Source organism: Actinoallomurus sp. CA-142502 (assembly GCF_050936355.1).
GTDB classification, from domain to species: Bacteria; Actinomycetota; Actinomycetes; order Streptosporangiales; family Streptosporangiaceae; genus Actinoallomurus; species Actinoallomurus iriomotensis.
The window spans coordinates 9,433,345-9,454,819 of sequence record NZ_JBNJMY010000001.1; the positions used below are offsets into that span (position 1 = coordinate 9,433,345).

General features: G+C 71.8%; 22 protein-coding genes. 12 read left to right on the plus strand and 10 right to left on the minus strand.

Annotated elements, in window-relative coordinates; translation table 11 throughout:
• Positions 1-3: 3 nt before the first annotated feature.
• The 4 genes from ACQEV1_RS44000 to ACQEV1_RS44015 all read right to left on the minus strand — a co-directional run bounded on the left by ACQEV1_RS44000 (position 4) and on the right by ACQEV1_RS44015 (position 6,295).
• The gene (locus ACQEV1_RS44000; protein ID WP_433406096.1) at positions 4-3,360 is read right to left on the minus strand and encodes a DUF4132 domain-containing protein; all 3,357 of its coding nucleotides are present in this window, start codon (positions 3,358-3,360) and stop codon (positions 4-6) included.
• Between the two features lie 430 nt (positions 3,361-3,790).
• Positions 3,791-4,276, minus strand: a complete 486-nt coding sequence (locus ACQEV1_RS44005) for a hypothetical protein (RefSeq protein ID WP_285627136.1) — start codon at positions 4,274-4,276, stop codon at positions 3,791-3,793.
• 98 nt (positions 4,277-4,374) lie between these two features.
• Positions 4,375-5,715 (minus strand): carotenoid oxygenase family protein, encoded by a 1,341-nt coding sequence (locus ACQEV1_RS44010; protein ID WP_433402949.1) that lies wholly within the window; start codon positions 5,713-5,715, stop codon positions 4,375-4,377.
• Between the two features lie 34 nt (positions 5,716-5,749).
• Positions 5,750-6,295, minus strand: a complete 546-nt coding sequence (locus ACQEV1_RS44015; RefSeq protein ID WP_433402952.1) for a hypothetical protein — start codon at positions 6,293-6,295, stop codon at positions 5,750-5,752.
• A gap of 91 nt (positions 6,296-6,386) precedes the next feature.
• Here ACQEV1_RS44015 and ACQEV1_RS44020 point away from each other — a divergent pair, with 91 nt between their 5' ends.
• Positions 6,387-6,899 (plus strand): PadR family transcriptional regulator, encoded by a 513-nt coding sequence (locus tag ACQEV1_RS44020; RefSeq protein WP_285627127.1) that lies wholly within the window; start codon positions 6,387-6,389, stop codon positions 6,897-6,899.
• Between the two features lie 143 nt (positions 6,900-7,042).
• On the opposite strand, the gene ACQEV1_RS44025 is transcribed toward ACQEV1_RS44020, so the two are convergent.
• On the minus strand, positions 7,043-7,645 hold the full coding sequence (locus ACQEV1_RS44025) for a TetR/AcrR family transcriptional regulator (RefSeq protein ID WP_433402956.1): 603 nt from the start codon (positions 7,643-7,645) through the stop codon (positions 7,043-7,045).
• Positions 7,646-7,727: 82 nt separating this feature from the next.
• On the opposite strand from ACQEV1_RS44025, the gene ACQEV1_RS44030 reads away from it, so the two are divergent.
• Positions 7,728-8,294 (plus strand): maleylpyruvate isomerase family mycothiol-dependent enzyme, encoded by a 567-nt coding sequence (locus ACQEV1_RS44030; protein ID WP_433402959.1) that lies wholly within the window; start codon positions 7,728-7,730, stop codon positions 8,292-8,294.
• Positions 8,295-8,304: 10 nt separating this feature from the next.
• Here ACQEV1_RS44030 and ACQEV1_RS44035 read toward each other — a convergent pair whose 3' ends face one another.
• Positions 8,305-9,024, minus strand: coding sequence for an SDR family oxidoreductase (locus tag ACQEV1_RS44035; protein WP_433402962.1), 720 nt, complete (start codon positions 9,022-9,024; stop codon positions 8,305-8,307).
• A gap of 57 nt (positions 9,025-9,081) precedes the next feature.
• Here ACQEV1_RS44035 and ACQEV1_RS44040 point away from each other — a divergent pair, with 57 nt between their 5' ends.
• The 4 genes from ACQEV1_RS44040 to ACQEV1_RS44055 all read left to right on the plus strand — a co-directional run bounded on the left by ACQEV1_RS44040 (position 9,082) and on the right by ACQEV1_RS44055 (position 12,161).
• Entirely contained in the window at positions 9,082-9,669 is a 588-nt protein-coding gene (locus ACQEV1_RS44040) for a TetR/AcrR family transcriptional regulator (RefSeq protein WP_433402965.1), read from the plus strand.
• A complete protein-coding gene (locus ACQEV1_RS44045; RefSeq protein WP_433402968.1) occupies positions 9,666-10,502 on the plus strand; it encodes an SDR family NAD(P)-dependent oxidoreductase in 837 nt (278 codons plus the stop codon). Before ACQEV1_RS44040 ends, ACQEV1_RS44045 begins: the two co-directional genes overlap by 4 nt.
• A gap of 645 nt (positions 10,503-11,147) precedes the next feature.
• Complete coding sequence (locus tag ACQEV1_RS44050) at positions 11,148-11,429, plus strand: hypothetical protein (RefSeq protein WP_285627109.1); 282 nt, start codon at positions 11,148-11,150, stop codon at positions 11,427-11,429.
• A gap of 477 nt (positions 11,430-11,906) precedes the next feature.
• Entirely contained in the window at positions 11,907-12,161 is a 255-nt protein-coding gene (locus ACQEV1_RS44055) for a S1 RNA-binding domain-containing protein (RefSeq protein ID WP_433402971.1), read from the plus strand.
• A gap of 56 nt (positions 12,162-12,217) precedes the next feature.
• Here the strand turns inward: ACQEV1_RS44055 and ACQEV1_RS44060 are convergent, their stop codons facing one another.
• Positions 12,218-12,673 (minus strand): MerR family transcriptional regulator, encoded by a 456-nt coding sequence (locus tag ACQEV1_RS44060; protein ID WP_433402973.1) that lies wholly within the window; start codon positions 12,671-12,673, stop codon positions 12,218-12,220.
• Between the two features lie 28 nt (positions 12,674-12,701).
• Here ACQEV1_RS44060 and ACQEV1_RS44065 point away from each other — a divergent pair, with 28 nt between their 5' ends.
• The 3 genes from ACQEV1_RS44065 to ACQEV1_RS44075 all read left to right on the plus strand — a co-directional run bounded on the left by ACQEV1_RS44065 (position 12,702) and on the right by ACQEV1_RS44075 (position 15,719).
• Positions 12,702-13,451, plus strand: a complete 750-nt coding sequence (locus tag ACQEV1_RS44065) for a methyltransferase domain-containing protein (protein ID WP_433402976.1) — start codon at positions 12,702-12,704, stop codon at positions 13,449-13,451.
• Between the two features lie 173 nt (positions 13,452-13,624).
• The gene (locus ACQEV1_RS44070; RefSeq protein WP_433402979.1) at positions 13,625-14,200 is read left to right on the plus strand and encodes a hypothetical protein; all 576 of its coding nucleotides are present in this window, start codon (positions 13,625-13,627) and stop codon (positions 14,198-14,200) included.
• 94 nt (positions 14,201-14,294) lie between these two features.
• A complete protein-coding gene (locus ACQEV1_RS44075; RefSeq protein WP_433402981.1) occupies positions 14,295-15,719 on the plus strand; it encodes a CHASE3 domain-containing protein in 1,425 nt (474 codons plus the stop codon).
• 11 nt (positions 15,720-15,730) lie between these two features.
• On the opposite strand, the gene ACQEV1_RS44080 is transcribed toward ACQEV1_RS44075, so the two are convergent.
• Complete coding sequence (locus ACQEV1_RS44080; RefSeq protein WP_433406098.1) at positions 15,731-16,918, minus strand: RNA polymerase sigma factor; 1,188 nt, start codon at positions 16,916-16,918, stop codon at positions 15,731-15,733.
• 156 nt (positions 16,919-17,074) lie between these two features.
• Positions 17,075-17,410, minus strand: a complete 336-nt coding sequence (locus ACQEV1_RS44085) for a YciI family protein (RefSeq protein WP_285583652.1) — start codon at positions 17,408-17,410, stop codon at positions 17,075-17,077.
• 214 nt (positions 17,411-17,624) lie between these two features.
• On the opposite strand from ACQEV1_RS44085, the gene ACQEV1_RS44090 reads away from it, so the two are divergent.
• From ACQEV1_RS44090 to ACQEV1_RS44100, 3 genes are all read left to right on the plus strand, one after another.
• Positions 17,625-18,047 (plus strand): DoxX family protein, encoded by a 423-nt coding sequence (locus tag ACQEV1_RS44090; RefSeq protein ID WP_433402985.1) that lies wholly within the window; start codon positions 17,625-17,627, stop codon positions 18,045-18,047.
• Between the two features lie 218 nt (positions 18,048-18,265).
• Positions 18,266-20,125: a CHASE3 domain-containing protein gene (locus tag ACQEV1_RS44095; protein ID WP_433402988.1), complete on the plus strand. Its 1,860-nt coding sequence runs from the start codon at positions 18,266-18,268 to the stop codon at positions 20,123-20,125.
• 48 nt (positions 20,126-20,173) lie between these two features.
• Positions 20,174-21,130, plus strand: a complete 957-nt coding sequence (locus ACQEV1_RS44100) for a helix-turn-helix transcriptional regulator (RefSeq protein WP_285627089.1) — start codon at positions 20,174-20,176, stop codon at positions 21,128-21,130.
• A gap of 30 nt (positions 21,131-21,160) precedes the next feature.
• On the opposite strand, the gene ACQEV1_RS44105 is transcribed toward ACQEV1_RS44100, so the two are convergent.
• Entirely contained in the window at positions 21,161-21,442 is a 282-nt protein-coding gene (locus tag ACQEV1_RS44105) for a cupin domain-containing protein (protein ID WP_433406100.1), read from the minus strand.
• Between the last annotated feature and the right edge of the window lie 33 nt (positions 21,443-21,475).

The following is a 21,475-nucleotide window of genomic DNA, read 5'->3' on the forward strand; positions in this document are numbered from 1 at the left end:
GGGTCAGGCCGTCAGCTCGGTGAGTTCGGCGATGACCTCCGACGCCGTCACCGGGTCGAGGTCGTCCAGCCGCAGTGGGTCTCCGTCGTGGCGCGCGTAGCCGTCCGGCCGGTCAGTGATCCAGATCGAGTCGAGCCGGGTCTCGGGGAACTCATCCGGGTAGCCCACCACAATGCCGGGATCCAGGCCGATCGTGATGAAGCGGCCGTCTCCCGCCGGGCGGGAGATCGAGCCCTGGATGCCGGCGTCCTGCGGGAATTCGCGGAGCCAGCCGCGGCGTTCGAGGCCGATCACCGCGCGGCTGGGCACCGTGGCGCCCTCGAACCGGGTCAGCCGCGAGCCCGCCCGTTCCTCCTCGGTCAGGGTGTACGTCGGCCGGCCGAGCTGCGGGAACGGCTGCAGGATCTCGTAGTCGGCGAACACCTCCGACCACGCCGCCAGCGTGCCGGGCAGGTCGAACGGGTGGGCGATGCGAATCGGGCCGTCCGGCACGGACACGGTGTTCTCTTCGACGTCGGCGAGCGTACGGTCCTCGGCGATGCGGAACTCGGCGCCGCCGGCGCCGACCCAGACCAGGCGGCGGGCGACGTGCCAGGTCAGCGGATGCCCGACGAACAGGTCCGCGAACTCCGCCGGAGTCCAGCCGCGCTGCGTGACCATGGCCGTCTCCAGCCGCCGGATCAGGTCCCCGGCGATGGTCCGCACGTCCTTCTTCAGCGCGGCGAACCGCTTGCGCTCGTCGGCCGCCTTGTCGTCGTCGCGCGCCCCCGGCGCCGGCAGGTCCTTGCGCCGCTTGCCGTTCTCGTCGAGGACGTACGGCTTGAGCTGCTCGTCGAAGCCGACCACGAACCGCCGCGGCCCGTAGTCGAGGGTCATGCTGCCGTTCTCGTCCAGGCCGAAGTCGGGTACGAGCCGGTCGGCGAGCCGCTCCGGGGTCAGCCCCAGACCCTCGGCGACCTCCTCGATCTTCTCCTGGGCCCGTTCTTTGAGCCCCTTGAACTTCACCCGCTGGGCGATGCCGTTCAGGTGCACGAGAGCGATCTCGGTGCCGATCTCGGCCAGCACCTCCAGCCCGGCGACGGCCCTCGTGTGACCGCCCTCGCCCGGCCAGGCCCGGATGACCGGGGTGAGCCGGCGTACGGTCTCGTCATCGCCCAGGCGACCCAGGCCGGTCAGCGCCCAGCCGTCCTTGGCCGGCATCCCCGCGAGCTGCCACTGCCGGAACACCGCCCAGCCGAATTCGGCCAGGGACGCCCGGTCGCACGCCTCCCGGACGATCTCGAGCCCGGCGTACGGCTCACCCGGCTTGGAGATCGTGAGCATGGTGACGACGTGCCCGGCGGCCTCGGGCGGCAGCGCCCGCTCGCGGTCGCGCAGCAGGACCTGCGGCAGCCGTTCCTGGTCCAGCCAGTCGCCGATCTTGGGCAGCCGGGACGGTACGGCGTCGAGCGGGTCGGCGGCGAGCATCACCTCGACGGCCGCCGCCGCCTCGTCGCCGTGGACCTTCGCCGCCGTGACCACGGCGTTCGCGTCGTGGGTCGACGCGAGGTGCCGCAGCGCGGCCTCCGCGCCGGTGCGGGCCCGGCCCGCCGGGCCGACGGCGTCGGGGACCAGCAGCGGAACGGCGTTCAGGCCGTGCGCGCCGAGCCAGCCGGTCGCGACCTTCCGCGCGGACTTCAGCCGGGCCAGCCAGTCGGCGACCAGCCGGGCCACCCGGACGTCGAGGAACGGCAGCAGCAGACCGCCGACCACACTCGGAGTGTCCTCGAGGACGAGCCCGAGCGTGAGCCGCAGCGCGTCGAGCTCGAACCGGGCGATGATCGGGCGCATCCAGTACTCCGCGCCGTACCGGCGCGGAGCCGGCCAGTCGGCGACGTACGGGCGGAGGGCGTCGACCGGCCCCAGGGTGAACAGGGCCTCCTCCTCGATGGAGTTCAACGCGCGGGCCCCGTACCGGCGGATCATGTCCGGCCAGTCGCTCTCCTCCAGGTGGCGGGCGTAAGGCGTGGCCGAGCGCAGCCATTCGTCGCGGAGGCCGTCCGGCCAGACGATCGAGGAACCGTCCGGCGGCGTCAGGTCCGGGATCACGATCGGCTTGGCCGGCTTGCGGCGGCGCGTCCACGGCGGCGCGACCAGGAGCGGCGGCAACGCCTCCGCCGGCGCCGACGCGACCCGCTCGGCCCGGTCGCCCGTCTCGGCGGCGATCCGCTCGACCATCGCCCGCGCTCCGGCCGGCAGAGCGGGCAGCGCGGCGGCGGCCGCCTCGGGATGGCCGTGGACGTGCCCGGCGAGCAGGTCCCGGGCCGCGGCGGCGTCCTTCGAGGAGCCGTCGGCGGCGACGGCCAGCAGCCGCACCGCGCGTACCGGATAGCGCTTCATCGCGTCGAACAGTGCGGGCGTCACATGCTTTTCGCCTCGGTGGTCGAGCAGCACCCCGAAGGCCTCGTCGGTGGGCAACCGGCTCAGCACCTCCGCGCCCACCTTGCGGTCATCGGCGTACGTGGCGTCGAACGCGCCGGCCATCATCGCGACCACCGCGTCGACGCCGGCCGCCTCGATCAGGGTGGCGATCACGCCGCGCGACCACTCCCCGTACCCGAAGTGTGCCCTCGCGAGGAGGGCGGTGAGCTGTTCGGCCGACCCGACGGAGCAGAACAGCATCGTCCGCAGCGAGTCGAGGTGGCCGGCGGCCTCGGCGCAGCACTCGTCCATCCAGTCCGTCTCGGTCGGCGCCAGGTAGGACACCAGCACCCGCTGCGCCCCGGTCCGCCGGCAGCCGGCGAGCGCCTCGACCGCCGCGCGGTAGTCCTCCTCGGACGCGTCGGCCAGCAGGTCGCGCATCCGGTCGGCCGTCGCCTGCCAGGACCACCTCCAGAACGAGCGCTGCTCGGTGGGCCCGGTGCGGAGCCGCCACCAGCGCCGCCGCCGGTTGGTGTCCTGCCACCAGACCTGGACGTCCGTATCGGCGATCTCGGCCGTCGCGGCGGCGGCGAAGGCCAGGCCGTGCGCCGACGCCCAGGCGTCGGCGAAGGCCCCGCGGTCACCGACGGCGGTGCGGTCGTCGTCGGCGGGCGCGGCGATGACGTGCGCGAGCAGGGCGGCGGCGCGCGGGGTGACCCGGCCGGAGAGGTGGGCGCGCAGCTCTTCGGCGAGGGCCTGGTCGCTCTCCGGGTCGGCCAGCGCCTGCTCCGTACGCTCGGCCGCGCGCTCGGTCCACCCGGCCACCGTGGCGACGGCCCCGTCGTCGACGGTGACCGGGGTCCGGGGCGGGCCGCCGCGCCGGCGGCGTACGACGCGCCGCCAGGAGGCCGGCATCTCGAAGGTGTCCTCGTCCGAAACCGCGAAGTCAGTGGCGTTCATACCTGTTCTCATGAATAGCTGGGCGTAGGGGGATCATCTAGGTCATACGGGTCTCGCGCGGGCGCGTGGGCGTCACGTGTCAGCCCGCCGGCTCGGTGAGCTCCGCGAGCACCTCCGGCGCCGTCACCGGGTCGAGGTCACCGAACCGCAGCGCGGGCTCCCCCGAGAGCCGGTGGCCGTCCGGGACGGTGCCGATCCGGACCGCGGCGAGCCACCGGCCGGGGACGTCGTCGAGGTCACCCGCCGCGATGCCGCGGACGACGAAGCGGCCGGGCCCGGCCTCGCGGGAGAACCAGGGATCTCAAAGGTCTCCTCGTCCGGGAGAGGGCGCCTCTCCTCGGCCACCTCGGCGTGCCGCACGCGTGCCTCCACAGCCGTCCGTTCGAGCGGTTCGCGGGTCACCGTAACGAGGGGGTGCGACAGTCTCCGGTCAGGCCTGGTACTCGAGCTTGAACTCCGCCAACACGACGTCCAGCGAACGGGAGGCGTTGTGGGCGACGCGCAGGCCCAGCGGCACGTCGGGAGAGACGAAGATGGCCCAGGACTTGGCGAAGCACTGCATGCCGGGCGAGGCCCTGCGGTGCTCGGTACAGGTGGTGTCGATCTTTCCCAGCGGATCGCGCGCGAACTGGTCGCGCAGTTCGGTGGCCGCGCCGCCCGAGGCGGTCTCCCACTGGATCATCGCGTACAGCCGCCCCCACGCTTCGTGGGCCGGCCAGATCAGCGCGCTGGCCTTGTCGGAGGGAAACGGGTGACGGGTCCCGCCGCGTGTCTCGGCGTGCATGTTGTCGGGGTCGTAGTTCTCCGCCGATCCGTACGGGAAGGGCACCAGGTGGTAGTCATCGCCGGCCGCGACGGGCAGCGGTCCGCCGTCCCGTTCGGCGTCGAACTTCAGCGAGCAGATGTGCTGCGCCATGTCCACCTCCATCAGCCGCGGCGGCTGTCAGGGGCCGTACGAGGAACACACGCCACCGTACGGCCCCGAACCCGCCGAATACCGGCATATGGCGGTCTTCAGGTGTCGGCGAGCCAGTTGCCGTGGAAGCCGTACGGGACGCGGGCGGGCAGGTGGACGCTCGCCACGGGCGGCGCGGCCAGGTCGTCGGCGTCCAGGATGACCAGGTCGCTACGGTCGGTCGCGGCGTCGTACACGTAGGTCAGCAGCCAGCCCGCACCGCCCGGCACGTCGTCGGCGGGGGCGAAGGACGCCTCGGCCGGGAAGCGCCCCGGCGCGAACCGGTGCGCGGCGACCGCCCCGGTCCGCAGGTCGTACCGGAGCAGCGCGCCGCCCTCCGGACCCTCGCCGACCGTGACGTGCCCGAACCGGGAGTCCAGCCCGACGAGACGGTCGTCGACGCGCGGGAACTCCGCCGCACGGTCGTCGATCTGCTCCTCGCGCACCGTGCCGGCGGTCAGGTCGAGGGTCCAGCGCCACAGCGTGGCCCGCTCCGGCACACCGCCCGATCGCGGACCGCCGCGCCACAGCTCGGCGTAGCGCATCACGTGGATGACGATGCGGTCACCGTCGTCGTGCGCGTTGAGCGGGTGGAAGACGTAGCAGGGGTCGAGGTCGAACCAGCGCACCGTCCCGTACGGGTCGTCGCGGCGCAGGACGCCCAGGCGGGCGCCGTACCCGTCGTCCCAGCGGTACGGCATGGTGCCGGCGAGCGCCAGCTCCAGGTCGAACACCACGGGCAGGTCCATGAAGACGACGTGGCCGGCGGTGAGGTTGAAGTCGTGCAGCATCGTCGGACCGGGCACGTCGACGGGCCGGCTGACGACCAGGTCACCGGCGGCGTCCGCACGGTGATAGGTGAGGTACGGCGCCTCGATGCCGTAGCCGAAGAAGTGCATCTCGCCGGTCGCCGGGCACGTCTTCGGGTGCGCGGTCATCGCGGTCGTCAGTCGTCCGCCGAAGTCGTACGGGCCGACCGTGTCGAGGTCGCAGATCCCCGGCGGCAGCGGCGCGGTCCCGGACAGGTGCAGCTCGTGCGGGAAGGACGACTCGACCAGGGCGAGCGTACGGCCCGCGTGCCGGACGACGTGGGTGTTGGCGACGCCGGCCGCCAGGTCGAGGCGGCCCTCCCGGTCACGCAGCGGCGCGCCGTCGGTGAAGGTCTTGGTGCGGACCCAGCGGTTGCGGTACGAGGTGGCGCGGCCCCCGCCGAGGCGTACGCCGTGGATCATGCCGTCGCCGAAGAACCAGTGGCCGGAGGCGGCGTCGTGCGGGTTGGGCCCGTTGCGGAGGTACCAGCCGTTCAGTGCGTCCGGCACTCGGCCGGTGACGGGCAGGTCGTACGCGGTGAGCTCTTCGGCGACGGGGGCGTAGTTGCCGGCGAGGTGCGCTGCGGGCATCGGCTTCTCCTTGCTTGCTTCGGTGCTGTGGCGGTCAGGCGCGCCGCGCCCTGGCCCGGACGTGGGAGACGTAGCGCTGAGTGAAGACGATCGGGACGACGAGGGCGGCGATCTGGACGGCGACGGTCGCGGCGACGTTGCCGTGGGCGACGGCGGCCAGCACGACGGCGGCCACGACGAACGAGGCGGTCCACACCGACGTGATGATCGTGTTGACCCGGACGAAGGCGGGCAGCTCCCAGTACTCACGCGGCGTCGTCTGCTTGGCGATGCCGAGCGTGAACGGCCGCCGTACGGCGAGGGAGACCAGCGCGATCACCGCGAGCGTCCCGTTGGCGAGCGCGGCGGAGTAAGGATGCAGGCCCGAGTGCGGGTCGGCGAAGGCGATGGCCGCGAGCACGGCGAAGAAGACCGTGGAACCGATCTCGATGATCATCGCATCGGCGCCCCGGCCGGCCCGTACCTGCCCGGCGATCAGGATGAGCGCGACGACGAGGGCGGCGAGCGCTCCCCACCGCCAGCTGCCGGAGGGGACCACGGCGTAGACGATCCAGGGAAGGAAGGTGCGGACGTACGTCATCGCGGGCTCCTCGGCAGACGTTCCTGTTTTGACATGTCGACAGTAGAAGGTCCAGTCGCGACATGTCAACGTTGGAATGTAGAGTGGCCGCATGAGCCTTCGACACGCCCTGCTCGGACTTCTCGTCGACCGCACGGCGAGCGGCTACGACCTGCTGAAGCTGTTCGACACCTCACTGGCCAACGTCTGGCCGGCGACGCAGAGCCAGATCTACGCGGAGCTCAACAAACTCGCCGACACGGGCCTGATCACCATCGCGGCCGAGGGCCCGCGGGGCCGCAAGCAGTACGCGCTGACCGACGACGGCCTCGCCGAGCTGCGCCGCTGGCTGACCGAGACCGAGCCGCAGCGCAACGTGCGCAGCGAGGTGCTGCTCCGGGTGTTCTTCCTGGGCGTGGTCAGCCGGGAACAGGCCCAGTCCTACCTCGCGGACCTGGCCACGCGCTTCGCCACGGAGGAGAACGCCCTGCGGGAACTGGAGAACGCCGTCGAATGGGACGAGAGCGACCTGTCGCTGTACGGCCGGATCGCCCTGGAGTACGGCCTGCGCTTCAACACCATGCGCCGCGAGTGGGCCGAATGGGCCGCCGACCAGGTCAAGTAACGAACACGCCGGAGTCGAAGCCGTCCTGGGATCGGGTGGAGGGGCCCATCCCAGTTCCATCGTCAAGCACCGTGGTCGGTGGGGGCACGGCGCTTCCCTGGGCTGTGGACAACCCGAAGCGCAGGGGGCGGAGTGGTTTTAGATCAGCGGTCGAGGCCGGCCGCGTGGCGCATGGCCTCTCGGGCGCGGGTCGGGGCCGACGGGTCCTCCAGCAGCTGGATCTCCTGGTTGGCGGCCATCGAAAGGCCGATCAGCGTCGTCACGACCTCCTCCGGCGGCCGGTGCGGGCCGGGCAGCTCGGCCTGGGCGGCGGCGACCTCCGCGGCCAGGCGTTCGCGGGACGAGGTGACCGTGCTTCGCAGGCGGTCGCGCAGCGGGCCCGGGCGTCCGTCGAGTTCGGATGAGGCGGCGGTGACGAAGCATCCGCCGGGGAACGGGCAGTCGGCCAGGTAGTCCACCCACGCCGTGATCAGCCGCTCCAGGCGGCTCCGGCCCGGCGGCAGGTCGGCCAGCGGCTCGATCACGGCCGACCAGAAGATCTTGCCGGAGTGTTCGAGGGCGGCTTCGAGTAGCTGCTCTCGGGAACCGAAGGGGCCGACGAGCCCGGCCTTGCTCATGCCGAGCCGCCGCGCGAGGGACCCGACCGTCAGCCCCTCCAGGCCCAGGCGGGACGCCTCGTCGACCGCGGCCCGCACGATCCGCGTACGGGTCCGTTCCGCTTCGGCCATCGAACTCCGAGGAGACATGCCCCGACTATAGCGAACGGGCGTACGCTAATCAGATAACGTACGACCGTTCGCTATCTTCGACACCCCTGGAAGTGGATCCGTGGACGTAAGCCTGCTGCGCCTCGACGCGACCGCACTCGCTCTGCTCGGCCACGACGTGGCGCTCATCCCCGATTCGGCACTGGCGAACCCGACGCCGTGCGAGGGCTGGACGGTCGCGGACCTGATCCGCCACATGAACGAACGGCACGAGGCCGTGAACCGGACCGTGCTGCCGCCCCTCGACGCGGAGAGCGACGACCCGCGCGAGGACTTCGCCCGCATCACCGCGCGCTGGCTCGCCGCCGCCGAGAGGACCGGCCCGACCCTGGACCTTCCCGGGAGGGGCCCGACACCGACCGACCGCGTGCTCGGCATCCACTTCGTCGACATGCTCGTCCACCGCTGGGACCTGGCCGCCGCCCTGCGGACCGCACTCGTCGTACCGGGACGGCTGACCGACGCCGCCCTGCCGCTCGCACGCGCCAACACCGCCCCGGACAGTCCCCTGAACGGGCCCGGCGGCGTCTACCGCCGGCCCGTCGCCGAGGATCCGGGCGGCTCGGCGATGGACGCCGTCGTCGCGCTCCTCGGCCGGAACCCCCGCTGGTCCCCGCCCGATCGGTGAGCTCGACGGCTCAGGCCAGGGTGACCAGACGGGCGCCGCCGTCGGCCTCGATCACCGTGCCGGTCATGTTGGGGTTCACGGCGGCCAGGACCACGACCTCCGCGACGTCGTCCGCGGTCGCGATCCGCCGCGTCGGGAGCACCCTGGCGGCGTTGGCGAAGTAGTCGCGCCGCGCGTCGTCCGGCAGGCCGCTCCACCACGGTGTGTCGACGATGCCCGGCGACACGCCGTTGACCCGGATGGGGGCGAGCTCGGCGGCGAGCGGCCGGACGAGCGCCTCGACGGCGCCGTTGACCGCCGCGAGCCCGGCCGTGCCCGGCATGCCCGTACGAGCCGTGATCGCGCTGACCAGCGTGATCGAACCGGTGGGCGCCAGGTGCGGCAGCGCGGCCTGGATCGTCGTCAGCTGACCCCAGAACTTCGCGTCGAAGGCCCGGCGGAGCACGCCGAGGTCCAGGTCCGCGAGGGGCCCTGCCCCCTCGCCACCGCTGAGCGCGACGACGAGCCAGTCGATCGTGCCGATCTCCTCCACGACGGCCGCGATCGCGTCGCGGTCGCCGCCGTCGGCGCGGTGGCCGACGATCTCCGGGTCGGTGGCCGCGAGGCCGGCGAGCCGCTCGGCCCCGCGCCCGGCCACGTGGACGGTGGCCCCGCGTTCCCGCAGGCGGCGGGCGGTCGCCAGCCCGATGCCCGAGGTCCCGCCGACGACGAGTGCGGTGTGATCGCTCATCACATCTCCTATTTCGAACCGTAACGTCTCGTCTCGAAATAACGCTAGCATGGATTCATGAGCACCCAACCCGGCCGGCCCGGCCGTAAACGGAGCGAGGAGAGCCGCCGCGCGATCCTCGCGGCGGCGGCGGAGCTCACCGCCGAGGTCGGCTACGCGAACCTGACCATCGAGGGGATCGCCGCCCGGTCCGGCGCGGGCAAGCAGACGATCTACCGCTGGTGGCCGTCAAAGGCCGACGTGCTGCTCGACGCGCTCGCCACCAAGGCGGACGTGCACATCCCGATCCCGGACGAGGGCGCGTACGAGGCCGACCTGCGGGCCTTCCTGGCCGCGACGTTCACGCTCGGCAGCCGGCCGCAGGTGGTCCAGCTGCTGCGGGCACTGATGGCCGAGGCGCAGATCAACGCGGAGTTCGGCGAGCGGTTCCGCGAGACGTTCCTGCGGCAACGGCGCGCCGCCCTCGGCGTGATCGTCGAGCGCGCCGAGGCCCGTGGTGAGCTGCCGCCCGGCCTGACGCCCGACACCGTGGTCGACCTGGTGTTCGGCATGCTCTGGTACCGGATCCTCGCCGCCCACCGGCCCGTCGACCAAGCACTCATCGACGAGCTGATCACCGTACTCACCGCCAGGAGACAGCGTTGACCGACGAGCGGACCATCCTCATCACCGGCGCCACGGACGGGCTCGGCCGGGCGCTCGCCGGCCGCCTGGCCTCGCGCGGCGCCACCGTGCTGCTCCACGGCCGTGACCAGAGCCGGCTCGACACCGTGGCCGACGAGATCCGCGACACCAACGGCGTACGCCGCCCGCTCACGCTGCGCGCCGACCTCGCCGAGCTCGACCAGGTACGGCGGCTGGCCGGGGAGGTCCGCGAGGCGACCGGACGGCTCGACGTGCTGGTCGGCAACGCGGGCATCGGCTCGGGCCTGCCGGAGGGACGGGAGCGGAGCACCAGCCGCGACGGGTACGAGCTGCGCTTCGCCGTCAACTACCTCGCCGGCTTCCTGCTCACCCTGGAGCTCCTCCCCCTGCTGCGGCGTTCGGCGCCGGCCCGGATCGTGAACGTCGCCTCCCTCGGCCAGCACCCGATCGACTTCGACGACCTGATGATCGAACGCGGCTACAGCGGCGGCCGGGCGTACGGACAGAGCAAGCTCGCGCAGATCATGTCCGGTTTCGAGCTTGCCGGCCGCCTCCCGGCCGAGGAGGTCACGGTCAACAGCCTGCACCCGGCGACGTACATGCCGACCAAGATGGTGCTCGAGGAGATCGGCCACAGCGCCGACAGCCTGGAGACGGGCGTGGCGGCGACGGACCGGCTCGTCAGCGACGAGAGCCTGGCCACGACCACCGGCCGTTTCTTCGACCGCACCCGGGAGGCACGGGCCGACGCCCAGGCGTACGACCCCGCCGCCCGCGCCCGGCTTTGGCGGCACAGCCTGGAACTCACCGGCGCGAAAGGCATCACCGACTAGCGCCTTTCCGGAAACGGAGTGCGGTGCGAGGGTGCCGTGGCGTCACAGTCGGAGAAGGTCGCGTTACAGCGGCATACCGTCGAATGGTCGTCGGCCGGCCGGCCGGTAAGCAGCTAAAAGCGATGATGCTCGCGTTAGGAATGTCATACGCGGGTGAGACCGTCCACCGCATGTTCGCCTCCAGCGGCCAGGAGGCGTTCTTCGATCCGTTCTATTGCCGGCCGGACATCGGGGGCACTCATGAATAGGGCGGGGTGGAAGACGACACCGCACGGCCGGAGAGCATTTCGCGGTCGAACAGCCGTTACTCAGGCCCTTGCCGGAGGAGGTGTTCGAAGCGTCGGCGGTGCCACCCTCATTCGGTGTGGAGAACGGGCTGGCGGCGGCGAGCGGTCGACGGGCGCCGACCACGTCGGCGCTGGCCACCCCCAGTCCGGCGGCCGGCCACGCAACGGCAGCGCGCCGGCACGCCGAGCCACAGGTACGCGATCCGCCGCCGCCGGTGCATTATGCGCCAATCGTAAACCCAGCAGGCCAGGACATCGTGGATGCGCTATGGCGGCCAAGCGCACCCGGCCCATTGATTTTCCTGCTAACGTCTCGTCGCACGCTTGGGCATTCTCCCCGATACAAGGAGCATCCGCGATGAAAAAGGCAATGTTGGCGGCCGTCCTGGTCGCCGCCGGTAGTGCGCTGGCGACGGTGACCGCGGTTCCCGCGGAGGCGGGTACCGCGAGCCCGTACCCGTGCGGTTTCTTCATCGAGGACGGGCGAAGCTACTACTATAACTGCTCCCAATTCGACGCAGGCCTTAGGGTCGTGCACAAAAACGGACAGCTCACCTATGCCTGCATTCCGTCCTACATAATGAGTTACCTCGGTGAGGCATACGACGTCTCGGGCGCATATACCTACAAGACCTGCTGAGGCCGACAGGGGTGGTGCCCGCAGCCGGACGGACGCGGGCACCACGACTGAGGGCACCCCGGTCCGGCAGCGCGCCGACAGCGGACGCGCACACACCACGCCGAGCCGACCCGGGTACGGCGGCCGGCCGGGGAGGTCCGCGAGGCGACCGGACGACTCGACGTGCTGGTCGACAACGCGGGCATCGGCTCGGGCCTGCCGGAGGGACGGGAGCGGAGCACCAGCCGCGACGGTTGTAGCGGCACAGCCTGGAGCTCACCGGCGCGAAGGACATCACCGACTAACGCATTTATGAGAAACAAAACTGGCAGACGGCAGAATCTCCTGCTAACGTAATTCACGTGATTGCCGGATCGGCCTTGGGCCACGACCGAGAAAGCTCGCCGGCCATGCCGTGATCGCCGGTCGGCGGGCCCGCGGCCCGCCGATTCTCCGCGCTTCGACCAACGGAGTCGCGCGGAGAAGGGAGGTGATCACATGAGTCAGCCGCACACACCCGCCCCGCTGTCCGCCTGGCAGGACTTCCTCGTCCGGCACGCGGAGGGCGGCGCGCTGGACGGACGCGTGGCGAGCGTCGTGCCGTTCGGCGCGTTCGTCGAGGTGGGGGACGGCATCCACGGGCTGCTGCCGAGCGTCGAGTGGACGACACGTCCGGAGGTCGGCGCCGACATCCGGGTACGCGTCAACGTCGTCGACATCGACCGTCGCCGGATGAGTCTTCTGCCCGCCTGATGAATGGCACGTATGGCGGTCGCCTGAATGGCGACCGCCATACGGTGCTGTCCTTTTCAGTATTCGAGAGAACGGCGCCATACGACGTCGTTCATATCGCCCTGCCCGCACGCCGCCTTTTCCTCGGCGCGGCGCGTCACGACGGACCGGAAATGCGGGCACTCGGTCAGATCCTCGTGAGTGCAGGCCAGCGCCGACTCGACCATTTCGAGCGACGCCCGCGCCCGCGCGATGCGGCGGGTGAGGTCGGAGTGGTGCCGCTCCAGCGTCGCCCGCCGAGCCGCCGGATCCCGGGCCGCGATGAACCGCCGGAAGTCCTCCAGCGCGAGTCCGGCCTCCTTCGCGCGCAGGATGACCGCCACCCGGTACAGGTCATCGGGTCCGTACCGGCGCCGGTCGCCCACCCGCTCGGGGCTGAGCAGACCCACCGACTCCCAGTGACGCAGCACATGCGTCGCCAGGCCGAAGCGCGCGGCGACCGCGCCGATGCCCATGCCGTCGGTTGACTTCATGCCGACATTAAGTCGCAGCATGTCGCGCATGTCGACACAAGACGAGATCGAGGCGCTGGTCGCGCGCCTGGACGCGGCCGACGCGTTCCCCGGCGCGGCGGAGCTGCGCGACCGTTCGTACCGGCTGCTCGGCCTGCGTACGGGGGCGCGTGTGGTGGACGTGGGCTGTGGCGCGGGACGGGCGGTCGCGGAGATGACCGAGAGCGGCGCCGACGCGGTCGGCGTGGACGTCGCCGAGCCGATGCTCCGCATCGCGCGGCGGCGCTGGCCCGGCTCCGACTTCCGGATGGCCGGCGCGTACACCCTGCCGTTCGAGGCCGGCACGATGGACGGCTACCGTGCGGACAAGGTCTACCACGAGCTCCGCGACCCGGTCCGCGCGGTGCGCGAGGCCCGGCGGGTGCTGGCCCCCGGCGGGCGGATCGCGCTCGTCGGCCAGGACTGGGACACGCTCGTGGTCGACGCCGCGGACGGCACGCTCACCCGGGCGATCGTCCACGCGCGGGCCGAAACGATCCCGAGTCCCCGCGTCGCCCGCCGTTACCGGGCGTTGCTGCTCGACGCCGGATTCACCGACGTCGCCGTCGAGGTGCGCACCGCCGTCCTCACCGGTGCGGGAGCGCTGCCCCTGCTGACCGGGCTCGCCGGCGCCGCCCGCGCGGCCGGCGCGGTCACGGAGGAACAGGCCGCGGCGTGGGCGGCCGAGCAGACCGACCGCTCGCGGACCGACCGGCTCTTCGTCGCGGTCCCGATGTTCGTGGCCTCCGCCACCCGGTGACCGCCCGGACACGTCAGGCGACGGCTCGCACCGCGCTGACCTGGGCCGAAACCGGCCAGCCGGTCGCGTCGCACTCGTCCGCCGGGGATAACCTCAGTGCTGCGATCAGTTTGCAGCGGTCCACCCGAGTCGGCGGGAGCCCGCCGCGCGCAGTTCCGGGGAGATCGGGGATCATGACACGCAAGGTGGTCGGTAACCTCATACTGGGCCAGGCCGTCCTCTATGTCGGCCTGCTGATGTGCGTGGCGCTCAAGCCGGACGGACTCGGCGCCAACGACGGGATCAGCTACTACGGCAACTTCCGGCAGACCGTGGTGCCGTACGCGATCGCGATCCTCGGGCCCGGGTACTTCATCTGGACGGCGCTGCGCTCGGCGGCGCCGTTCGCGCCCGCACCGGTCTACGTGCGCCGCATGGCGAACTGGCTCGCCGTCTTCTCGGTGCTCGTCGTGCTGACCCCGTACAGCGCCAACCTGGTGTTCGACTGGGTGCACACTCTGGCCGGCACCTTCCTGTTCGTGCTGCAACTGGTGCTCGGCCTGCGGCTGCTCGGCTGGAGCGGCGGTGACGGCTGGACAGCCGGGCTGTTGCTGGCGCAGTTCGTCAGCGGTGTCTTCTGCGCGGTGTACGTGCTGCCCAAGCACGGTTTCCTCCTCCAGGGACAGGTGGCGTTCCAGGTCGCGTTCGGGGCCCTGCTCGTCCGCACCATGCGCCTTTTCGTGCCCCAGACGATCGCCCAGACCACCTGACCCTCCCCGCGCTCGGCGCCGCGTCACCGTGCACGTAAAGTGACGATATCCACGTTCATTCGTGGGGCCGGCCACCTCACCGGCCGGGGGAGAGATGAGGACAGGAGCCCGGCGGCAGCGGTTCGGCGGGCGGTGGGGCCTCACCGCCCGTCTGGCGATGGCGAGCGCGCTGTTGTCGCTGCTCATTGGCGGTGTGTTCACCTATCTCATCATGGCGGTCATCAGCATGCGGGACACCGCCACGCTGGCCCGTCACTCCGAACGCACGCTCGCCGCCGCGTACGACCTCGAACGGGTGGTCGTCGACCTGGAGACCGGGGAGCGCGGCTACCTCCTCACCCGCGACGAGGCGTTCCTGGGCCCCTGGAAGATCGCGCGGGCCCGGTTCGAGCCTCAGGCCGCCCAGCTGCGCGAACTCTCCGGCGGGTACCCCTCACAGCAGGAACGCGCCAAGAGGATCACCCGGGACGGGCGCGCGTACCTCACGCAGTACTCCGAGCCGCTCATCCGCGACGCGCGGCGGGACCCGGCCGCCGTGGCGACGCCCGCCAGGATCGCGGAGGAGAAACGCCGCGTCGACACGATCCGGGCGGATTTCGACGACTTCGTGAGGTTCGAGCAGAAACGCGCGGCGGACCGGGTCGCGCGTTCCGACGACGCCGCCCGGCGAGCCGTCCTCGTCGCCGTCTGCGGCACGGCCGGGTCGGTCCTGCTGATCACCGGTTTCAGCGGCCACCTGACGCGCCAGGTCGTACGGCCGGTGCGGCGCGTCTCGCGAATGGCCGTCGCGGTCGCGCGGGGCGATCTCACCGTACGGCTGCGCGAGACGGGGAAGGCGGAGATCGGTCACCTCGAACACTCGATGAACACCATGGCCCGCTCCCTCGAGCGGAACCGCGACGAGCTGATCGCCTCACGGGCCCGCATCGCGGCGGCCGGGGACGCCGCGCGCCGCCGCATCGAGCGCGACCTGCACGACGGAACACAGCAGCGGCTGGTGGCGCTCGGGCTCGAACTGCGCCTGGCCGAGGACGATGTGCCGCCTGACCAGACGACTCTCCGGCACCGGCTGGCGGGGCTGGTGACCCAGACGACCGACGTCGTGCAGGAGCTGCGGGAGCTCTCTCGTGGCATTCACCCGGCGATCCTGACGAAGAGCGGCGTCGTCCCCGCCATCACCGCGCTGGCCCGGCGTTCGCCCCTCCCGGTGGAGACGGACCTGCGGGTCGACCGGAAGCTGCCCGAACGCGTCGAGGTGGCCATCTACTACGTCGTGTCCGAGGCGCTGACGAACGCCGCCAAACACGCCCACGCCTCGTACGTGCGGATCACGCTGACCGCGACCGACCGGGAGGCGCACCTGACGGTGAGCGACGACGGCATCGGCGGCGCGAACCCCGGCCGCGGGTCCGGGCTGATCGGCCTGCGGGACCGCGTCGAGGCCCTCGGGGGCCGGGTGGAGATCAAGAGCCCGCCCGCCGGCGGCACCACGCTGTCCGTCTGCCTTCCGATGCGGTGAGGGCCGCACTCCTACGGGGCGCAGGCGGCCGCGCGTTCGAGCAGGAGGGTGCGCTCCCGCGCGTTCCGTGTGAGCGAGGCCGCGCGCTCGTACTCCGAACGCGCCTCGGCGAAGCGGCCGAGCCGGGCCAGCAGGTCGGCGCGCACGCTCGGCAGCAGGTGATACTTGGCGAGCGCCGGCTCCCCGACGAGCCGGTCGGCGTGCTCCAGCCCACGAGCCGGGCCGAACGCCATGCCGAGGGCGACCGCGCGGTTCAGCTCGACGACGGGTGAGGGGGTCAGCTGAGCGAGCGCCCCGTACAGCGTCGCGATCCGCTCCCAGTCGGTCTCCTCCGCGCTCCGGGCCTGGGCGTGGCAGGCGGCGATCGCGCCCTGCACGACGTACGGGCCGAGCGGTGCGCCGGCCTTCTCGGCGCGGAGCAGCGCGGCGAAGCCCCGCCGGATCAGGAGCTGGTCCCAGCGGCCGCGGTTCTGCTCCAGGAGCGGGACGGGCTCGCCGCCGGGGCCGGTACGGGCCGCCGCGCGGGACGACTGGATCTCCATGAGGGCGACGAGGCCGTGCACCTCGGGTTCGTCCGGCGCCAGCTCGGCCAGGATCCGGCCCAGGCGCAGCGCCTCCTGGCACAGCGCCGGGCGCATCCAGTCGTCTCCGGCGGTGGCCGAGTACCCCTCGTTGAAGATCAGGTACAGCACCTCCAGCACCGACGACAGCCGGGCGGCGCGCTCATCGGCCGGCGGGACCTCGAAGGGGATCTGTTTCCTGGCCAAAGTCCGTTTCGCGCGGACGATCCGCTGGGCGACGGTCGGCTCCGGCACGAGGAACGCCCGGGCGATCTCGTCGGTCGTCAGGCCGCCGAGCAGGCGGAGCGTGAGCGCGACGCGCGCCTCGGTGGACAGCACCGGATGGCAGGAGATGAACATCAGGCGCAGCAGGTCGTCGCCGACCTCGTCGTCGAGCGCGGCGTCGACCTCGTCCTCGGCGGAGGCCTGCTCGGTCCGCAGTTCGTGACCGAGTTGCTCCTGCTTGCTCTCGAGGCGGATGTCACGACGGACCCGATCGACCGCCCGGTGCCTGGCGGTGGCCATGAGCCAGGCGCCCGGGTTGGTGGGAACACCGGACTCCGGCCACTTCTCCAGGGCGACGACGAGCGCGTCCTGCGCGAGCTCTTCGGCGACGCCGACGTCGCGCACGATCCGCATCAGGCCGGCGATGATCCGCGCCGACTCGAGCCTCCACACCGCGTCGATCGCGCGATGGACATCATGGACATCCGAAGCGGTCACGCGACCGATCAGAGCATTTCCGCCGGCTGGGGCGCAAGCGGGCCGGTGGCGAGTGCGGCGCCGGCCGCCGGTTCAGGGGCCGAAGACCTGACGGATCTCCCCCTCGCCGTCGCCGACGATCGACCAGAACCGCTTGGAGAGCTCGATCGCCTCCTCCCGCGACCTGACGTCGATCAGGGCGAACCCGACGACGGCCTCCTTGGCCTCGGCGAACGGCCCGTCGGTGACCGTGACGTCGCCGCCGGAGCTCTTGATGTGGATGCCGTTCGGGTCCAGCCCACCGGTCGCGAGCAGCACGCCCGCCTTGGTCATCTCCTCGATGAACTGCCCCATCTCCCTCATCAGCTTCTCGTCCGGGGGGTTGCCGGTGGAGGACTCGTCGCCCTTGGTCATCAGCAGGAATCGCATCGCCTGTCTCCTTGTCGAAGCGGTCTCGGGCCGGGTCCGATCCCGGTCCGTCCCCTACGCGTCGAACGGGCCGCGGCCGGATCGACACCTCGCTCGAAAAAACTTCCCGGAAAAAAACTTAGGCGAGGTGTCGATCCGGCCGTCCCTCGTTCGACGCGTCAGCACGAGGCCGGGTCGAGACACGATCTCCGGCCGTCCGACGAGAGGAACCGACATGAGCACCCAGACCCTCGCGACGCCCGCCACGACGACGGACCGCCGTACGGCCGTGAACATCACAGTGTGGACGATCCAGATCCTGCTGGCGGCGTTCCTGCTGATCGCCTCCGCCGCGCCCAAGTTCGCCGGCCAGCGGGACGCGGTGGAGACCTTCCGGCAGATCGGCTGGGGCCAGTGGCTCCGCTACCTCACCGGCACCTGCGAGGCCGCCGGCGCGATCGGCCTCCTCGTCCCCCGGCTCGCCACCCCCGCCGCGATCGGCCTCATCGGCCTCATGATCGGCGCGGTGCTCACCCAGCTGCTCGTGCTCGCTCCCGCGTGGGCGCTGCTGCCGGCGTCGTACGGCGTGCTGTTCGCGATCATCGCGTGGTACCGGCGGGAGGGCTTCCAGACTCTCGTGAGCCGCCTCCGGCACTGAGAGTGGTGCCAGAGAAACGCCTGGTCAGCGTGTTGAGCGGGAGGCCACGGCGGTCGTCAACCGGCTGTTCTCCGCCGTAGAGTGACAGGCAGGGACGCGCCGTCACAGGCTGTTCGGGGGGATGACCAGTGGGCGCACGGGCGCTGTGCCGCGTCCGGCCGGCGTCAGGTCCGCGGCCAGGACTCACTCGCCGTATCGTCGTCGCGAGCGCGGTCGTCATGCTGCTCGCGATCGGGGCGTACGCCCTGCTGTTCTCGGTGATCATGGACCTGCGCGACTCCGCCGCTCTCGCGAACCGGTCCAAGACCGTCCTGTCCTCGGCGAACCGGCTGGAGCGGCTGGTGACCGACCTGGAGACCGACGTACGCGGGTTCATCATCACCGGTGACCGGCGCCTGCTGGCGCCGGTCACCGACGCCCAGGGCCAGGCCGTCGAGGAGGGCCGGCGGCTGGAGCGGCTCACCGCGCGGAGCGATCCGGCTCAGGCCGGGCAGGCCCGCCGGATCGTGAGCGACGCCGAGGCGTACGTGCGGGACTACTCGATTCCGCTGCTGGCGGCGATCCGGCAGCAGCCCGCGTCGGCACGGGCACTCGCCACGATTGCCGAGAGCGAGCAGCGCCTCCAGCCCCTGCGCGACGAGTTGGACCGATTCATGACCGCGCAGCGGACGCTGGTCCAGACGCACGAGGACCGGTCCAGCACCGACGCGGCCCGGGCCACGGCCATCGCGGCGGCCGGAGCGTGCGGTGCGCTCCTGCTCCTCCTGCTGTTCTCCGGGTACCTGACACGCGCCATCCTGCGCCCGGTGCGGCGTACCGCGGCCATCGCCGGCGACCTGGCCGGCGGCGACCTGTCGGTACGGATCCCCGAGGTGTCGCACAACGACGTCGGCGTGCTCGAACGCACGTTCAACGTGATGGCGGGATCGCTGGAGGCGGACCGGCGGCAGCTCCGCAGGGTCGTGGCGGAACAGGGCGCGCTCCGCCGGATCGCGACGCTCATCGCCCGTGGCGTGTCACCGGCGGAGATCTTCACCGCGGTCGCCAGCGAGCTGGGCCGCGTCCAGGACATGCAGTACGCGGTGATCAACCGCTTCGATCCCGCGCTCATCGCCACGTCCGTCGGCTACTGGACCGCCTCCGGCGCGGCGAACATCCTGCCGCCGGTGAACGGCCGCTGGCCGGTCGAGGAGGAGAGCGTCGCCGCGCGGATCGTCCGGACGGGCAGGCCGGCGCGGATGAACACCGACACGGCCACGAGCACGATCGGCGTCTGGTCGCGCCTCCACGGGATCCGGTACGTCGTGGGCTGCCCGATCACGGTCGGCGGGCACCTGTGGGGCATGATCGCGGTGTTCTCGCGCAGCGACCGGCCGCCGCCGGAGCACACCGAGGATCGCCTCATGAGGTTCGTCGAGCTCCTCGCCACCGCGATCGCCAATGCCGAGAACCGCAACGAGCTCCTGGCCTCCTCGGCGCGGATCGTCGCCGCCACTGACGAGGCCCGTCGCCGCATCGAGCGCAGCCTGAACACCGGGCCGCAACGACGCCTGACCGCCCTCGGGGAGGAGCTGCGGCACACCCAGGCCCTCATCGCGCCGGAACACGAACAGCTGAGAGCCCAGCTGGCCAGGACGGTCCAGGGCGTGGACAGCGTGCTGGACGACCTGAGGGAGATCTCCCACGGGCTGCATCCGACGGCCCTGTCACGCAGCGGCCTGCGGCGGGCCCTCGAGGCGCTGAGCGAGCGGTCGGAGGTGCCGGCCCGGCTCGACATGCGCGTCGACCGGCCGCTGCCCGACCACATCCAGGTCGCGATCTACTACACGGTGTCCGAGGCGCTCACGAACGTGGCGAAGTACTCCCACGCGGCCGTCGCCCACATCGCGCTGACGCTGGAGCACGGGACGCTGAGGCTACGGGTCGACGACAACGGCATCGGCGGGGCCGATCCCGCCCGCGGTTCCGGTCTGGCCGGGCTGAAGGACCGCATCGAGTCGCTCGGCGGAACGATCGAGGTGATCAGCCCGGCCGGCGGCGGCACGTCCCTCGACGTCGGCATCCCGATGCCGTCCTGAGCCGAATAGCGGCCGGTTCCTGACCGCTGGCCCGTGCATGATGAGTGCATGGCGAACACGAGCTCACGGACCCTGCGGTTGCTCTCCCTGCTGCAGACCCACCGGTATTGGCCGGGCGCCGAGCTCGCCGGACGCCTGGGCGTCTCCGTGCGCACCCTGCGCCGCGACGTCGACCGGCTGCGCGAGCTCGGCTACCCGGTGGAGGCCCAGCGGGGCGTCGACGGCGGTTACCAGCTCGCGCCGGGCGCCGCGCTGCCCCCGCTCGTGGTCGACGACGAGGAGGCGGTCGCGCTCGCCATCGGCCTGCGCGCCGCCGCCCAGGGCGCGGTGGCGGGCATCGAGGAGGCCTCGATCCGTGCGCTCACCAAGGTCGTCCAGGTCATGCCGCCCCGGCTGCGCCGGCGTGTGGACGCGCTGCGGACCGCCACGGTGCCCGCCGTGTGGGCCACCGGCCCGACCGTCGACTCGGAGGTGCTGACCACGGTGGCCCAGGCGTGCCGCGACGAGGTACGCCTGCGGTTCTCCTACACGGCGCACCGCCGCGAGCGGACCGCCCGCTTCGTCGAGCCGCACCGGCTGGTCTCGCTCGGCCGCCGCTGGTACCTGGTGGCGTACGATCTGACCCGGCACGACTGGCGCAGCTTCCGGCTCGACCGGCTGGAGCGCCCGGAGGGCACGAGCGAACGCTTCCGCCCGCGCGAACTGCCGGGCGGCGACCCCGTGGCGTTCGTCCGCGCCGGCATCGATGCCATCCCCACGCCCTTTGCGATCGAGGCGATCGTGCACGCGCCGGCGGCGAGCGTCCGCGTCCAGGTGGGCCAGTGGACGACGATCGAGGAGGACGGCGACGACCGCTGCCGTCTCCGGATGACCGCCGACTCCCTCACCTGGCCGGCCCTGGTCCTGGGCATGGCGGGCGCCGAGTTCGAGCTGGTCGATCCGCCGGAACTGACCGACCTCATCCGCGAATGGGGCACCCGCTTCACCCGCGCCGCCGGCACCTGAGCCTCGGACGGATTCCGGATGCTCACCGCCTCACCAGACAGGGCTGGCGACGAAGTGCGTGTCGTAGCGATCCTGTTCGGCGAGCAGGCTGTCGCGGCCGGCCTCCCCCCGGCGAATACGGGCGACCTGGCGAAGGTAGTCGAACCGCTCGACGCCAGGGGTGATCACAATCAGGGCATCGGCGGTGCTGAGCGGGGTGGCGCGGAAGGCGTGGTCGCAACTCGCTGGAACGACCAGGAAATCGCCCGGGTTCGCAGTGATGATCTCCGATCCGACGAGCAGCTCGAGCGTTCCGTCGATGATGAAGAGAATGCTGGATTGATGGCCTAGCTTGCTAGCATGTTA